Source organism: Caloramator sp. CAR-1, from assembly GCF_030546345.1.
GTDB classification, from domain to species: domain Bacteria; phylum Bacillota; class Clostridia; order Clostridiales; family Caloramatoraceae; genus Caloramator; species Caloramator australicus.
On sequence record NZ_JAUONW010000004.1, the window covers coordinates 1 to 14790 of the forward strand.

Sequence of the window (14790 nt, forward strand, 5' to 3'; positions counted from 1 at the left end):
CATTTAAAGCTGCTGCAAACTCTGCTAATCTCTTATCTCCAAAACCTAATTTTTCTCTTAACACATGTTCTAAAGCATCACTTACTGCAATTATGTAATCTTCAACTGCTCTTGTTGCTAATTCTTTTGCCCTTTCTTCTGCTGCATTTGCTGCTGCTTTCATAAGTGCATTTGTCCCTTGCTGTTTTAATCTATTTTGTATAGCTTGTCTTTGCATTTTTCTTATCATATTGCCCATACAAAATCCCCCTTTTTACAAAATTGATAAAAACTCCTCTAATGTCATGCATACTATCCAGCCTTTATTATCCTGTCTCATAAAAAGCATATTGCTGTTTTTATCTTGTTCAAGCCACTTGTATATTGTGTTTAAGCCTGACTTTCTTCTCTTAACTTCAATTCTTTTTTCAGTATCTTTAATTTTACATATCACATCACATGAATATTTGTCTGTTTTTAAAGCTCCTGAGAGAGGAATTCTCTCGGCCTGTATCCCATATTTATTTAAAAGCTCCACTACTTCTCTCTCTCCTGTATAGCCTTTTCTTTTCGCTCTCTTTCCTCTCTTACTCGCTTCACTTTCCTTTTTCATTTTCTTGGCCAACTTCCTTTCTTCTCTTTGTCTTATTTGTCTTTTACAGAAGATTCTTTTATCCTCTGGCCAATATAGGCTGTAATCTTCACATATCCAACATTTGCCTTGTGTGAAACTTATACAGTTCTCTTTAACTTCGCATTCTTTCATATGTTTGTCCCCCTATTCAATGTCTATATGTATAACCTTCTTGTATTTCCAGCCCCTATTCAGCAATTTCAAATTATGCTTTTCTACTGCTTTTCTGATGTTCATACCCTCTGTTTCAAGCTTGTCCAACAATCCAATGCAAACTTGTATGACGTCAAGAGTTTCGGCTGCAATTTCTTCTTTGTTGTCTATATTGTCTATTTCATATTTAAAAAGCTCCTCCCATAGCTCATCTACTTCTTCTTTAGCTTTGTTGAGTATTGAAACATAAGTGTCATCCTTTTTTAAAATTAGTAGTTCCATCTTTATGCCTCCTTAAAGTTTCATAAAAACTAACCAATGTGTTTTAGCTCGTTTGTTGCCAAAAAGCGGTTTGTAATCAATTATCTCTAATATTTGTTTTAACTTTATCTGCTCTTCATTCCACTTGAAAATTAGCACACCGTATTGTTCTAATACCCTCATGCATTCATTGAATCCTTGTTTAATATCTTTTTCCCAGTCTTCTGATAATTTTCCATATTTTTTGGCCATCCATGAATTTTCACCTATTTTTATTAAATGCGGTGGATCAAATACTACTAAACGAAAGGTATTATCTGGAAACGGAATGTTCCTAAAATCTCCTATAATGTCAGGTTTTATAATCAATTTCCTTCCGTCGCATAATACTTCTTCTGTTTCTCTTATATCCATAAAAACTACGTTTGGATTATTTTTGTCAAACCAAAACATTTTGCTTCCACAACATACATCCAATATGGGTTTACCCATATAAACACTCCCCCTAAATGAACATTTTTATAAAATCCTTATGATTAACACCTAGTCTTTTGCACGCCTCGTCTAATGCTCTGTTTATAGCCTTTGTATAATCCTCCCCTGTTCTTTCTGTTTCTTGCAATGCCAATGCTGTTGCAAGTGCTATGACTTGCTTTCTTAGTTCCCTTGATTCCTCATTTTTCATTGTATCCCCCACCTTCAATGTATTTATCAATGATTTTCTTTGCTGCCCTTACCCTCATAAGTGCATATTTATCTGTTATCAGCTCCTCAACTATGCTTAGCACTTGCCTTATATCCATTAAATCCGCTTTTATTCTTTTATCTACCCTATATCCACCTCTCATTGCAAAATCACCTTGCTGCCAATATCGTGAAAACTAAAACATTCCTTGTAATTTTTAGTCTGCACTATAAAGAAATGTTCTTTTATGTCTATTACCCTACCTTGTACTTGTAATTGTTTTGATTTTCTCGCTCTTTCATCAACTTTGTTATAATTCTGCTTAATTATCACCTTGTCACCGATTTTCATTTATTATCCCCCCTAAAATGGTGTATTCTCATCATCAAATACAGGCATAAACTCGTTGGTTTCTTGTTGATTTATTGTCTGATTATTGTCGGTTTTCGGTCTATCCAAAAACTTCACTTCGTCTGCAACAACTTCAGTAACATACCTGTTTGTCCCGTCCTGGGCCTGATACTTTCTCGTTTGTATAGAACCCGATATGGCAACAAGCCTTCCTTTAGTTAGGTTATTAGCAACATTTTCAGCAAGCTTTCTCCAGCAAACAACAGGGATAAAGTCCGCTTCTCGCTTTCCTTCTGCATTTGTGTATGGCCTATCTACTGCTAATGTGAATGTGCAATTTGCTATGCCTGTATGAGCTGTATATCTTAGTTCTGGGTCGGCAGTTAACCTGCCGATGAGTAAAACTTTATTCATGTTTAGCCTCCTTTATCTCTATAAAATACTTATTAATAGCATCACATCCTCCCCTTTTATTGCATTTCCCGCCTTGCCAAAAGGAGCTTTTCAAGCTCCTTAATATCGTATTTCCTTTGTCCACCATAACTATTGAAATAATTGCGAGAATGATTAGGAGTGTTGTTACTATTTTGTTTGTTTTTCCAATCTCTTATATGAGCTTCTACATCTGCTTTTGTTTTTAGTCCTTGACTAAACCAAGTATTCAGTATTTTGTTAATATAATTAAAACTGCGTTTGTTATTCATAACCGCTTCTTCTATTGCTAATATAATTACATCTGCTTCAACATCATCTAACCAATCAAGTATCTTTTGTGCTTCTATGCTTGTCATTAAATGTATATTGTTATTAAATACATCTAAAACTTTTTGGAATTGCTGCTGCTTCTCATCATCATCTTTAGTTATATGGTTATAGTTATATTGGTTATTGTTATATGGTTTTAGTTCGTGTTCAGTAGATGAACACCCCCTGTTCATTTCGTGAACACCCCCCTGTTCACCTATTGAACACCCCTGTTCATCTATTGAACACCCCTGTTCATTTCGTGAACACCCTACCCAATTTAATGGGTTATCTTTTATGATATAAACATTACTTTTGCCTTCTTCTTTACCGCTTATAACTTCTAAAATACCTTTATCTATTAACTCTTTTATTGCATTTGCTAATGTTGCTCTTGATTTTATTCCAGTATCATTTAATAGTGTTTCATAACTAGGAAAGCATTCCTTATCCCTATTTGCATACATGCAAAGTATTACATATAAGAGTTTTGCATTTGCACTTAGTTTAGACTTCAATACGTGATTTTCAACTATTGTGTAATGCCATTCCCTTTGCACTTCGAACTTGTCCATTTAATCACTCCTTTGTATGTGGAGCAGGAGGCCCTGCTCCAGTTAGCTTGCTTTGATTAAACCATCATTTTTTAAAAGCCTTCTTATAAAATCTAATCCTTTTTGATAAACTAAAGTCTTTATATAAATACATGTTGTCCCATCTGGTTTGTTATATTTTTGCTCAATTGTTCTGAAATATCCTTTATCAATGTATTCTTGATATGGTATATTGTCTTTCATTAATATTCCTTTTTCTCTTAAGAATTTAAATAACTTATTCCTTCCAAGCTTTGTTTCTTCATATATCAACTTTGCGGCTCTATTCATATCTATTGCATCCTTGCTTCCAGCAACTGCGTCAAAGAATTCTGCTTTAGGTTGTAAAATTTGAATTTTTTGTTCTGCTTCTATTCTTTTTGCTCGTTCTTCTTTAAGTTGTGTTGCAAGCTGGATTATTGTATCTGGATTAAGTAGGACTTCTTCTATCTTCTGTGGTGTTAGATAAGCTCCATGTTTGCGTATAGTAGGTATTACTTCTATGGCTAACCAATCTTGAAATTTCTCTGCTACTTCGTTATTTGCTTTAAAAGCTAACTTATATACTGCTGGTTCAGGGATAAAACTTCCCTTCCCCACTTGTGGGGAAACCTTTAAATACTCATTAACTCTTTCCCATCTAACATATTCAATTCCATTTTTCTTTTGTGTAATTCCTAAACATTTTGCTACTTTCTCTGCATCAAATAGAATTTCTCCATTTTCCAACTTAACAGCTATTTCAAACAAGTCATTTTTAAACACTTGCAACTCATTCATTTTGAACCCTCCCATCATTTGTTCAAAATAGGTATTTCAATAGCCTGCCCTGGTCTTATAATTGGTGATATATCGTTGTGTTTTCTGATTTCATATATAAGCCTTCTTGGATCCCCATTTGTGTATTTCTTCGCTATGCTCCAAAGAGTATCCCCTTGTTGCACTACGTATGTTTCAAACCTTTGAAATTTTTCTTTTTTCTTGGGATAATTCATAAATGAAGTGGATATACTAATAACAGTGGAAGTAGCGACCAAAATCGCTAAAAAAGTAAAACCTTTCTTTTTCAAGTTTTTCAACCCCCATTTAAAACTTAATAATCATATGTTATAATTGAGGGGAAGGGAGTTGCCGCTCCCATCCCTAACGGTCTTTGAAAGAGCCCTCTCGCACAGGGCTTTTTCTATTATCCTTCAAATAATATTCCTTCATCTTTTAGTTCAATTTCTTCTTCCTTGTGATATTGCTCAAGTTCTTTCAATACTGTTTCAGCTTCTACAAAAGTCATCTCTTTGCTGCTTTCTTTGCCTATTGTAGAGAGTAAGAACAACTTTAACTCGTCAGCGTTCATTCCTTTAGATTGAGCAAGTTCCCAAATCTTCTTTTTTTGCTCTGTTGTTATCATTTTTACTTCTGGTTCATCTTTAACTTCATATTCAGCGTTAATTTCTACTGGCTTCTGTGGTAACTTGCTATCATCAACAGGCATTTCTTCCGGACTGTATAATCCTTGGAATTCTTCGGGTAATGCTTCTCTTAATGCTTGAACTAAAGCTACTTTTCTAATCATTGTTGCAGGCATCTTCGCCCAATTACTCATTAGCTTTCCATCTTTTGTTCTTCTTTCATATTCAGAAAGGCTTACACTTGTTTCTAATGGCGTGTTCCAATCTTTTCTATACACCTTAGCCCATCCGCCTATTAGTGTTTCATTAGGAGCTACTAATGTTCCTTTTCTATATTCAATACTTCCATCTTTCTTTTGAACTACAACTCCTGCTTCATAACCATTGCATAACTTTGATTTTGCAGCTCTCTTTGTAAATGTTTCTTTACCTGTGACTAAAGTTGCTGGTTCATTCCCAAACTTGATTAAGTATGCTTCTCTTAAGAAAGGATTCAATTTTTGATACTCACAAAGTTTTATAAACATCATAATTTCTTGATCTGTGACTTTGCTTGAATCCCCACTAACTAAATATCTTCTAACTATTTCTGGACTTAACTGAACAACTCCATTATCAGTTTCGTATTTAACGATTAACGTGTTTGTCATAACCTTACCTCCTTAGATATTCTTCAATTTTTTCTTTCCCAAGAATATTAATGAGTGACTCAATCAATTGCCAGTCCTTGAAATGTTTAAGCAATTCTGCTATTACTTGGTCGCTGTCTATAATCTTGATTGTTATGTCATGTTCATACATCTCACTTTATCCTCCTTTGTAATTCTCTTTTCAAATCTTCCAATGCTTGTTGATGTATTGCTCTGTTTTTTTCGCTTGTGTCATGCTGTATTTGATATTCAAGTGCTGCTATCTGCTTTTGCAATTTTTCAGTATCCTTTGGAATAACTACTTTAATCATTTATAGCACCCCCTCTTTAGCAATTTTTTCTTCAAGTTGCGTTATAAGCAATTCCTTTTGTTCAGGGGTTAATATTCTTTTCAAAACGTCAGCTACTGCTTTTGATAGCATTTCTTCAACTTCTTTGGGTCCACCAGGTGGATAGTTGGCAATAACCTTTATCGCCATGTCATCACCCCAATTCTCATTTGTATAAATTTATGCTTGGCTATGTCGTTTCTTATCTTGTCCATGTATTTTTATTCTTTTGCTAACATTAAGCAGGATTTCCCTTCTCATAGTAGAATTCCTATATAGAAAGGAGGTGAGATTATGCAAATCAACATACCTAAAATACAAATGCCCGAATTAAAAATGCCAGAAATTAATGTTACTGATTTCAACCACAAGGAAGAATGTGAACATATTAATTTTTGTAGTAAATTGGGTATTACAACTGATGATTGTCGTGTAGGGGCTCATTCTCTTGCTCGATGTAACCAAGGCGATTTTGCGCAGATTCAACTTCTTGCAAGAATTTTAAAACTTCTTGAAAACTCTGTTTTGGAAGAAAATACTGACAAATAATTTGTAGCCAATAAGCAATGCGGTCTAGCCTCTTAATTATGTCTGGCTGAGCTTTCTTTTCAAGTTCAGCCACTATTTTTAATATTTCAATTCTTTTTTCAAGCTCTGCTAATCTTTGCTCTAAGTTCATTCTCCCGCACCTCCTTCCTGTAATTTTGTAATTAAGTAAGCTATCTCATTATCTGTAAACTTCTTTTTTGTCAATTGTGCGACTGCCTTTGTAAGGTTGATACGTGCTATCTCAATATCACCTTCGATAATTATCTTTACATCCTCGGGTTTCATGTTTATCCCCCCTTGTAAAGTATATGAAGCAGAGTAGTTTATCTTTGCAGGATTTCCCTCTTTCTTGTAGAAATTTATCTACAGATCGGCTATTCTTCATCAATCCAATGAAAGTCAGTAGTTATTAGTTTCAATGTTACTTCAGTTATATAAGTGTTATTTGCTGAAAGTGAAGCCGATACTTCAGAAACATATGAGCTAAAATCAATATCATTAATTAATACCCTGTATTTCTGAGATTCAAAACAATCTTTCCCTTTAAGTTTTATAACTTTTATACTAGGTAAAATTTTTTCATTCATTCTCCCGCACCTCCTTTGTATTCTTTTTTGCAGGAATTTCCTTTTTCTTGCAGAATAATTTTTATTAGATAAGAGAGGCTCTTTTTAGGGGTTGATAGTATGTCAAATGATGAAATGGCAAAAGCTTTAACTACTATTTACTTTGTTAATGCAGGTTTTTTAAAAGATATAAATCTTTTGGATGCCGATGAAGAAGCTATACTCAATATTTGTAAAACATACTCAGAAGTTTATAACAAATTTTTAAAAGCAACTTCAAAATTAAGTAAAACTTCCAAACCGAAAATTGGGACTGTAAACAAACCTGAAGGATGGTAATTTAAAACTACTGAGCCTCTCTTATCAAATTCAAAACTACTGACCCTCTTTTATCAAATTCATTAAATTTTTATTAATCTCTACCATGAGCTTTAAGCATTCAATGTCAGTTTCATCTAACCTACCGATGTTATTTGCAGCGTAATTATAAAGGTCAATATAATGTTTAATAACTTTTTCTAAAGTTACTTGAGGTTGTTGCTGTGCTTTCTCAATTTCTGTCATCTTTTTTTCTAATTCCTCTATTCTCTGCTCAATATAAGTCTTTTCCATCTACCACACCTCCCTTCTTTAATCTTTACCTTAACTGCATATACTATTGTTAGGCTGTGGATAAAGTTTTCAATTTGTTAACTTCTTCCTCAAAAAAAATTTCATCCATTGTTATTTCTGGTATTTTCTCTTTGAAAAATTTTGTGATTTTAATCATTTCATCTTGTTTGAATGGAACTTTACCATTTTCTTTGAATGAATAACTTGTTTGAGTTATATTCAACAGTTTTGCCATATCAGCTTGAGTTAATCTTAGCATGTTTCTATATGCAATTAATTTTTTATTCATATCATCACCTCCTCGTTTTCGTAAAGATAACTTTCAATTATTATTATAGTTATCATTTTGTTAACTGTCAACATTATTTTTTTATTATTTTAAAAAAAATATTCATTTTGATAACTAATATTTTAATATTTTTAAATAAGGTTTATAATTACAAATAAAGGGGGTTTCCATTATGCAAACTTTTGGTGAAAGATTAAGACAGCTTAGAAAAGAAAAACAGATGACAGGTTCTGAATTGGGTAAATTGCTAAATGTAAGTAAGGTTGCTATATCAAATTGGGAAAATGGCAATAGGTTTCCTGATAAAGACATGCTTTTGAAAATTGCAGAAATATTCAACGTATCCGTTGACTATCTACTTGGCAAAACAGACATAAGAAACCAAAACAAAACAACTGTTGACATACAACCAACACCAGACTATCCACACAAAGTAACTGCAAGAGATAAAAAACAATATCTTGAATACATTAAAACAATTAATGAGGCTTTCTTTATGAATGATGAAATTGATGAAGCAGATAAAAAAGCTATCCTCGAAACTATGAATGAAATATTTTGGATGGCTAAAGCTATGAGAAAAAAGAAAAAAGATTAATAGGAGGGTGCCTATGGTTAAAAATATGCATGCAAGAGTAAAACACTTAGTGCAAAAATATGGCACCCGTAACCCTGAAAAATTAGCAAGGGAAATGGGTATTGTTGTCATAAAAAGGCCTTTTAATAAAACAATGGGATTTTTTAAAAAGGCATTGGGGAAAAAGTTTATAGTAGTAAATTCTAATCTCCCATATACACATCAATTAATCGTTATAGCTCATGAACTCGGCCATGCATTATATCACTCCAGCAATTCAGAAATATTTCTTCATGAATACACTCTTTTCCCTCGTGGCAAATATGAAGTTGAAGCTAATAGATTTGCTGCAGAACTACTAATAAATGAAAAAGAATTAGATAAATATCAATTTGAAAATATGACAGTTGAGCAAATAGCTGCTTATTTTGAAGTGCCTAAAGAATTGGTAGAATATAAGTTTAATTGGAAAAAGTATTATTAAAGGGGGTTGGGGAATATGAAGTTTATAAAGGTAAATGATGATTTTATTGTTGCAGAATGCCTAAATTGTAGAAGTATTAAATACATACCCAAAAATACTTGTTTTCCCTCCAAAGAAGGTTTCATTTTAAATTTACCAGTTTCATGTGAATGTGGTTGTATTTATGATACTATTACTAATCCTAATGTTAAATCAGGTAAAAGCTTAAATTTTATAACAAAAATACTAAATGTATTTGCTAACAAATCAATAAATATCTCATCACAAGAAGAAAAATACAATGATAAAAAAGGTAGTAATATATCCCCAAATTACAGTAACACAAGCAAAAAAATCAATTTAAATAATTTATCTAATAATGCAAAACTTGAACTCGCTAAAATTTTATTTAATAGTTTAAAATTAAGTGTTGGATTTGGAAATTCTAATTCACAATTAAACAAAACTGCAGAAAAAATTATTAAAGAAGCTAAAGATAGGCATGAGATTTTAGATAAAATTATTGAGCTATGCAAAGATATTGATACCCCTGTAGCTTATTTAATCGTTGGGAGAGCTTATGTTTGGAAAGGAGCAAGATTCAGAAAAGAAGCAATTAAATATTTAGAAAAGTATCTTATAAATCCTACTGAAGATAGTTATGAAAAAGGGTATGTTAATCGAGATGGAAAATTTGTAGAAAAAACCTTGGAAATAGATCTTTTTTGGATATATAGCGATTTGGGTAAATGTTATGAAGGAGAATATGACTTTGACAATGCTTTAAGATGTTACAAGTTAGCTAATAAAATGGATCCAGCTATGCCTTCTGGCTATGTTCGTATCGCACAAATTTATGCAAAATTAGGGCAAATAGATGAAGCTATTAAACTCTTAGAGCAAGCTAAAAAAACGCCATATTATAAACCTAAAAAAGTAAAAAGTGAATTTGATGATTCGTATTTTATAGATGATACTTTTAAAGTTGTAATTGATAATTCGTTAAAAGATTTTTTGAACAAAAAAGAAAAAGGCTACGTTTATAAGCCTCGAAAAAAGAACTAATAATTTTTAGGGAGTGTTAATTCAATAGCACTCTATTCAGCACAAACAAGTTAGAACGTGAAGCAAATCTATTCAGCTCATATCTACTAATTCCCGATGACATTTTGAAGCAATACTCAGAATATCCATTGGAGCAAGTTGCCGCTATTTTTAATGTGCCAATTGAGGTTTTGAATATGAGATAAAGGAGTTGGGGTATATGCGAAACGCTTTCCGAATTTTCTTTGGATTATTTTTTTCTTTCTATTTATTAGCATTTGGAATAGCAATTGTAAATAGCATAAAAAATCCTATCATTGAATTTCTTGCTTTTTTATTAACCATCTATTTTTCTTTTAGATATGGTTTTAAATTGACTAATAAGCTTTTTAAATATGGTGAATATTCTAAAAAGGAAACAGGTAATGGGAATTCAAATAAAAATTTGCCTTTTAATGTTAGTTATAGTATAAAAAATAAATCTACTACAATAAACGATCCTATATTTACTAAAAAAATCTATAATGAATTTATTGTGCTCGATTTTGAAACGACAGGTCTTTATCCAGAAACCGATAAAATAATTGAGGTCTCGGCACTTAAATATAAAGATGGAATAAAAGTTGATGAATTTCACACTCTTATTAATCCCAAAATAAAAATACCTTCAGAAATTACCATGATTAATGGGATTACAAATGCTATGGTTAAAAATAAACCTACCTTACAAGTAGTCTTACCTAATTTACTAGAGTTTATAGGTGATTTGCCTATAGTCGCACATAATGCCCCTTTTGATGCTAAATTTTTGAAATATGCAGTTTTATATACTTATGGTGAGGATACTGTAAATAATGAATTTATTGATACTCTTAATATTGCTCGTGAAATTTATCCTCGATTAGTTAATTACAAGTTAGAAACTATAAAAAAATACTTACAATTAAATTTAGAAAGTCATAGAGCTTATGATGATACATTAGTTACAGCTCAAATATACTTAGATTATTGTAAAAAGAAAAGAGAAGAGTATATGTCTCAAATACCTACATATGATCCAATCGATGAAGATATTTATAAATGTTTTATTGCTCATAAATCAGGAATGAATGAAAAAATAGGAACATGGGAAGATTTCTATAAAATCGAAGAAAAAATAGCAGAAATTTGTAATGAACATGGTGGAAGATATTATAAATCATCAAGTAAAAATGCAAAGTTCGCAATTATATTCAACTATACAAATAGAACTAAATCTTGTGTTGATACTTTAAGAAATAAAGGATATAAAGTAACAACTTTTGAAGAAGCTCTTAAATTCTTTGGACTAGAAGATATGTGGAACATTGAATCATTGCAAGAAGCTGAAAAAGAGTATAAAGAATATATATATGGATTTGTAAATTAGCATAAATTGAGGCTTTAAAACATTATTAGAGCAAATTGCTGCAATTTTCTGTATTCCTACTGAGCTTCTACTCATACGCTAATTTTTTCCACTTGAACAAATAGCTCTATATTTTGATGTGCCAAAGGAAATGGAGGGATAATAATTTTATGAATATACAAGAGGTTATTCAACATATAAAAAACTCAAATCAAATAACTTTTGCCATTATTAATAAAACATCAAAAGACCCCACATTTGATGTAACTAAATTAATTTTAAAAAATACTTTACACGAAGAAATTAAGAATCTCTTTACAAGTTATATTAGTATTTTCTCTAATTTTTCAATACAAGAATTTAATCCATTAGCTAGTTTAGATGAAACATTATATTACTTAAATAATCAAGATTATCAATGTATAAATAACCTATTAACTTCTATTGGAAATATTAATGATGTGAACAACATAAATAGTTCTATTTTTCATGATAAAATTTCTAATTCAATAGCATATGCTTTTATTTTTACAAATGAAAATCAAAATGTTATATTAGTTAAAAAAACAAATAGTAACTATACACTAAAAAATAAATTTTTATGGATATTTAAAAATGATGGGCTTGATAAAATACAAGATCAATCATTTGTTTTTGATGAAAAGATAGATTGCATAATTACTCCAAATGAGACATATGTATTTTCAAAATATAATTTTGAAATCATTTTTTCATTTATGAATGAGTATACTAAAACTGTTAATCAAATTTTAAATAAATTACAAAATAATAATTTAATAAATGGTATTGATCAATTTAGGGAAGACATCAGTTCTCGAAATAAATTAATCAAAAAGTTGTTCAAAATGGAACAAGACGGCTCAATTGATAAATTTATAGAATGTATTAATGATGAAAATATTCGTCAAAATATCAAAAATGCAATTAATGATTTAAACCTGAATTTCGAGTTAAACGAAAATAATCAAATTGTTTATAATGACGTATCAGCGTTAGGAGAAATATTAAATCTTATCTCAAATGACTACAATATTTCTATCTACAATGGAGAAAAGTTTTTAACTCAGGTAAAAAAGAGATTAGAATTATAAAAGAACATATGTTCTATCTTTGAATTGTGTGTTATAATTAAATTGGTGATTAATATGAGTAAATTAGGTAAACTTATTCTTTTTCTTTCTTCTATTGTTCCTATGTTCATATTTTTAATTATTTTAAATATTAATTTGTCTAATTTAAGAGACTTTATATTAAAATTTACTAATGTAAAGAAAATTAGTGACCTTTATTTTATTTTTGTTCAACCTTATTTTTCTTGCCTAATAATAATTTTGTTAATGATTTTATCTTTTATAATATTATTTCTACTTTTTATTGTTTTAAAAGCTAATTTAGGTTATAAAATGAATGAAAAAATAATATCTATCAGAGAAAATAATACTATTGAAATATTAAATTTTTATATTATCTATATTTTTACATTTGTTAATTCAATCTTTTCCGATTTTTCTAAAGCTAATATTCAATCTTTATTAGTTTTTACTTTATTATTAATATTTATTGCTTTTTTCTTTATAAAAAATAATCTTATATACATTAATCCAACTTTATATTTACTTTTTAAATATAATATTTATTTAGTCAACAATGAAAAAGAAGAAACTATCATTATACTTTCAAAAATTACTCATAAGGAAATGAAAAAAAATGAAGGAACAATATTATCATTGCATCATATAGTTAATGGGATATATATTTACAAATAAGTCCCAAACATTGATATAAAGTCATCAAAATTCCACTCCAGCTCACATTTTTGTGAGCTGGTTAATTTTAGGAGGGTTTAAGTGTGAAATTTGCCATTTATTCAAGAAAATCTAAATTCACAGAAAAAGGTGATTCTGTTGAAAATCAAGTTATAATGTGTAAAGAGTTTATAGAAAAAAACTTTAAAAATATAGAATCCATTCTTGTTTATGAAGATGAAGGTTTTTCAGGTAAAGATATAAATAGACCACAATTTCAAAAGATGCTTAAAGATGCCAAGGCCAAAAAATTTGATGTGGTTGTTTGTTATCGTCTTGATAGATTTAGCAGAAATGTTGCTGACTTCTCTACTACAATTAATTTTTTGCTTTCTCAAGGCATAGACTTTATCTCTATTAGAGAGCAGTTTGATACTTCTACTCCAATGGGGAGAGCAATGATGAACATTGCTGCCGTTTTTGCCCAGCTTGAAAGAGAAACCATTGCAGAAAGAATTAAAGATAATATGCTTGAACTTGCCAAAACAGGTCGCTGGCTCGGTGGCACTCCCCCACTAGGTTACAAGTCAGAACCAATTATTTATAAAACTGAAGATGGTAAAAATAGAAAAATGTATAAATTAAGTATAGTTCCAGAAGAAATTGAAACAGTAAAGCTTATATATGATTTATATCTTGAAAAAAGAGGTTTTAATTCAGTTGCAACTTACTTATGCAAAAATCACTTTAAAGGCAAAAATGGTGGAGAATTTTCAAGAGCTACTGTAGAGCAAATAGTAATAAATCCTGTCTATTGTATTGCTGATGATAAGATATTGAATTGGTTTAAAAAACAAGGTGCTAAAGTTTGCGGCAAACCTAATGGTAAAAATGGATTAATGGTCTATAACAAGCGTGAAGGTGGTAAAAAAGATAAACCTATCAATGAATGGATCATTGCAGTAGGAGAACACGAAGGAATTATTCCCTCTGATGTTTGGTTAAAGTGTCAAGAGATAATCAAAGAAAATAAAGAAAAATCTTCACCACGCTCAGGCACAGGAAATAAATTTTTATTATCTGGTATGATTATTTGTGGTGAATGTGGCAGCGGAATGGCTTCCTGGAGCCACTATAATAAAAAATACGACTATATGGAAAGATATTATAGGTGCAATTTAAAAAATAGAGCTTCTAATAGATGCACAAATAAAATGCTTAATGCATATAAGGCTGAGGAATATGTAGTTGATTATCTGAAGAATATTAACCCAGAAATCATCTTAAAAGAATTAGCAATAGACAAAAGCTTACTATCGAATACTAATACTATTAAAAAAGAAATAAATAATCTTCAAAAACAAATAGAAGAAAATGAAAAAATAATTAAAGGCTTAATAAGAAAGATGGCTATTTTAGATGATAACGTGATTGATACTATACAAGAAGAAATACAAGCATTAAAACAAGAAAATTCAAAGTTAAATAAAAGAATACAAGAATTAACGACTTCTCTAGATGAAACATTTGACAAGGAACAATTTATCAAAAACATTGTGGATAGTTTAAATAATATAAAAAAGTTTTATGATTATGTGGATATAAACACAAAGCGTCAATTAATAAAAGCAGTTGTTGATAATATTGTTTGGTATGGAGATACTGAAACTATAGAGATTAATTTTAAAGGTAGTAAAAAAGAATTACCGAATGGGAAAGTTAGAAGGAGATCATCTAATTAATTTAATATAT

Annotated in this window: 27 protein-coding genes and 1 pseudogene; 9 read left to right on the top strand and 19 right to left on the bottom strand. The window is 30.3% G+C overall.

Annotation, left to right across the window (positions count from 1 at the left end):
* The 17 genes from Q3V94_RS00415 to Q3V94_RS00495 all read right to left on the bottom strand — a co-directional run.
* A partial coding sequence (locus tag Q3V94_RS00415; protein ID WP_303524547.1) for a hypothetical protein occupies positions 1 to 238 on the bottom strand: 238 nt, incomplete at its 3' end.
* A gap of 15 nt (positions 239 to 253) precedes the next feature.
* Positions 254 to 745 (bottom strand): hypothetical protein, encoded by a 492-nt coding sequence (locus tag Q3V94_RS00420; RefSeq protein WP_303524548.1) that lies wholly within the window; start codon positions 743 to 745, stop codon positions 254 to 256.
* Positions 746 to 757: 12 nt separating this feature from the next.
* Positions 758 to 1048 (bottom strand): hypothetical protein, encoded by a 291-nt coding sequence (locus Q3V94_RS00425; RefSeq protein WP_303524549.1) that lies wholly within the window; start codon positions 1046 to 1048, stop codon positions 758 to 760.
* A 12-nt stretch (positions 1049 to 1060) separates the two neighbouring features.
* Positions 1061 to 1519, bottom strand: coding sequence for an SAM-dependent methyltransferase (locus Q3V94_RS00430; RefSeq protein WP_303524551.1), 459 nt, complete (start codon positions 1517 to 1519; stop codon positions 1061 to 1063).
* A 13-nt stretch (positions 1520 to 1532) separates the two neighbouring features.
* On the bottom strand, positions 1533 to 1712 hold the full coding sequence (locus Q3V94_RS00435) for a hypothetical protein (protein ID WP_303524553.1): 180 nt from the start codon (positions 1710 to 1712) through the stop codon (positions 1533 to 1535).
* A complete protein-coding gene (locus tag Q3V94_RS00440) occupies positions 1702 to 1875 on the bottom strand; it encodes a hypothetical protein (protein ID WP_303524555.1) in 174 nt (57 codons plus the stop codon). The genes Q3V94_RS00435 and Q3V94_RS00440 overlap by 11 nt, the downstream gene beginning before the upstream one ends.
* Positions 1872 to 2063 carry a hypothetical protein gene (locus Q3V94_RS00445; RefSeq protein WP_303524557.1) on the bottom strand — a complete coding sequence of 64 codons (192 nt, stop codon included), beginning with the start codon at positions 2061 to 2063 and terminating at the stop codon, positions 1872 to 1874. The genes Q3V94_RS00440 and Q3V94_RS00445 overlap by 4 nt, the downstream gene beginning before the upstream one ends.
* 12 nt (positions 2064 to 2075) lie before the next feature.
* Positions 2076 to 2477: a single-stranded DNA-binding protein gene (locus Q3V94_RS00450; protein WP_303524559.1), complete on the bottom strand. Its 402-nt coding sequence runs from the start codon at positions 2475 to 2477 to the stop codon at positions 2076 to 2078.
* Between the two features lie 56 nt (positions 2478 to 2533).
* Positions 2534 to 3382, bottom strand: coding sequence for a DnaD domain protein (locus Q3V94_RS00455; protein ID WP_303524561.1), 849 nt, complete (start codon positions 3380 to 3382; stop codon positions 2534 to 2536).
* Positions 3383 to 3424: 42 nt separating this feature from the next.
* Positions 3425 to 4180 carry a phage antirepressor KilAC domain-containing protein gene (locus Q3V94_RS00460; RefSeq protein WP_303524562.1) on the bottom strand — a complete coding sequence of 252 codons (756 nt, stop codon included), beginning with the start codon at positions 4178 to 4180 and terminating at the stop codon, positions 3425 to 3427.
* Between the two features lie 14 nt (positions 4181 to 4194).
* Entirely contained in the window at positions 4195 to 4470 is a 276-nt protein-coding gene (locus Q3V94_RS00465; protein ID WP_303524563.1) for a LysM peptidoglycan-binding domain-containing protein, read from the bottom strand.
* A 116-nt stretch (positions 4471 to 4586) separates the two neighbouring features.
* Complete coding sequence (gene bet, locus Q3V94_RS00470; RefSeq protein ID WP_303524564.1) at positions 4587 to 5456, bottom strand: phage recombination protein Bet; 870 nt, start codon at positions 5454 to 5456, stop codon at positions 4587 to 4589.
* A gap of 152 nt (positions 5457 to 5608) precedes the next feature.
* Positions 5609 to 5767, bottom strand: coding sequence for a hypothetical protein (locus Q3V94_RS00475; RefSeq protein WP_303524565.1), 159 nt, complete (start codon positions 5765 to 5767; stop codon positions 5609 to 5611).
* Complete coding sequence (locus Q3V94_RS00480) at positions 5768 to 5935, bottom strand: hypothetical protein (protein ID WP_303524566.1); 168 nt, start codon at positions 5933 to 5935, stop codon at positions 5768 to 5770.
* A gap of 262 nt (positions 5936 to 6197) precedes the next feature.
* Positions 6198 to 6464, bottom strand: a complete 267-nt coding sequence (locus tag Q3V94_RS00485) for a hypothetical protein (RefSeq protein ID WP_303524567.1) — start codon at positions 6462 to 6464, stop codon at positions 6198 to 6200.
* Complete coding sequence (locus tag Q3V94_RS00490; RefSeq protein ID WP_303524568.1) at positions 6461 to 6619, bottom strand: hypothetical protein; 159 nt, start codon at positions 6617 to 6619, stop codon at positions 6461 to 6463. The genes Q3V94_RS00485 and Q3V94_RS00490 overlap by 4 nt, the downstream gene beginning before the upstream one ends.
* Positions 6620 to 6708: 89 nt before the next feature.
* A complete protein-coding gene (locus tag Q3V94_RS00495; protein ID WP_303524569.1) occupies positions 6709 to 6921 on the bottom strand; it encodes a hypothetical protein in 213 nt (70 codons plus the stop codon).
* 99 nt (positions 6922 to 7020) lie between these two features.
* On the opposite strand from Q3V94_RS00495, the gene Q3V94_RS00500 reads away from it, so the two are divergent.
* Positions 7021 to 7239 (top strand): hypothetical protein, encoded by a 219-nt coding sequence (locus Q3V94_RS00500; protein WP_303524570.1) that lies wholly within the window; start codon positions 7021 to 7023, stop codon positions 7237 to 7239.
* A 36-nt stretch (positions 7240 to 7275) separates the two neighbouring features.
* On the opposite strand, the gene Q3V94_RS00505 is transcribed toward Q3V94_RS00500, so the two are convergent.
* On the bottom strand, positions 7276 to 7512 hold the full coding sequence (locus tag Q3V94_RS00505) for a hypothetical protein (RefSeq protein ID WP_303524572.1): 237 nt from the start codon (positions 7510 to 7512) through the stop codon (positions 7276 to 7278).
* A gap of 49 nt (positions 7513 to 7561) precedes the next feature.
* Positions 7562 to 7801: a helix-turn-helix transcriptional regulator gene (locus Q3V94_RS00510; protein WP_303524574.1), complete on the bottom strand. Its 240-nt coding sequence runs from the start codon at positions 7799 to 7801 to the stop codon at positions 7562 to 7564.
* A 172-nt stretch (positions 7802 to 7973) separates the two neighbouring features.
* Here Q3V94_RS00510 and Q3V94_RS00515 point away from each other — a divergent pair, with 172 nt between their 5' ends.
* The 8 genes and pseudogenes from Q3V94_RS00515 to Q3V94_RS00545 all read left to right on the top strand — a co-directional run bounded on the left by Q3V94_RS00515 (position 7974) and on the right by Q3V94_RS00545 (position 14780).
* Entirely contained in the window at positions 7974 to 8399 is a 426-nt protein-coding gene (locus Q3V94_RS00515) for a helix-turn-helix domain-containing protein (RefSeq protein WP_303524575.1), read from the top strand.
* Positions 8400 to 8412: 13 nt separating this feature from the next.
* Positions 8413 to 8862 (top strand): ImmA/IrrE family metallo-endopeptidase, encoded by a 450-nt coding sequence (locus tag Q3V94_RS00520; RefSeq protein WP_303524576.1) that lies wholly within the window; start codon positions 8413 to 8415, stop codon positions 8860 to 8862.
* 15 nt (positions 8863 to 8877) lie between these two features.
* Positions 8878 to 9906 carry a M48 family metallopeptidase gene (locus tag Q3V94_RS00525; protein WP_303524577.1) on the top strand — a complete coding sequence of 343 codons (1029 nt, stop codon included), beginning with the start codon at positions 8878 to 8880 and terminating at the stop codon, positions 9904 to 9906.
* Positions 9907 to 9950: 44 nt separating this feature from the next.
* A pseudogene (locus Q3V94_RS13635) lies at positions 9951 to 10091 on the top strand (ImmA/IrrE family metallo-endopeptidase); the annotation flags it as partial.
* A 167-nt stretch (positions 10092 to 10258) separates the two neighbouring features.
* Positions 10259 to 11293: a PolC-type DNA polymerase III gene (locus Q3V94_RS00530; protein WP_303524578.1), complete on the top strand. Its 1035-nt coding sequence runs from the start codon at positions 10259 to 10261 to the stop codon at positions 11291 to 11293.
* Positions 11294 to 11442: 149 nt separating this feature from the next.
* Positions 11443 to 12384, top strand: coding sequence for a Kiwa anti-phage protein KwaB-like domain-containing protein (locus Q3V94_RS00535; RefSeq protein WP_303524579.1), 942 nt, complete (start codon positions 11443 to 11445; stop codon positions 12382 to 12384).
* Between the two features lie 54 nt (positions 12385 to 12438).
* Complete coding sequence (locus Q3V94_RS00540) at positions 12439 to 13059, top strand: hypothetical protein (protein ID WP_303524580.1); 621 nt, start codon at positions 12439 to 12441, stop codon at positions 13057 to 13059.
* Between the two features lie 83 nt (positions 13060 to 13142).
* On the top strand, positions 13143 to 14780 hold the full coding sequence (locus Q3V94_RS00545) for a recombinase family protein (protein WP_303524581.1): 1638 nt from the start codon (positions 13143 to 13145) through the stop codon (positions 14778 to 14780).
* Positions 14781 to 14790 lie beyond the last annotated feature (10 nt).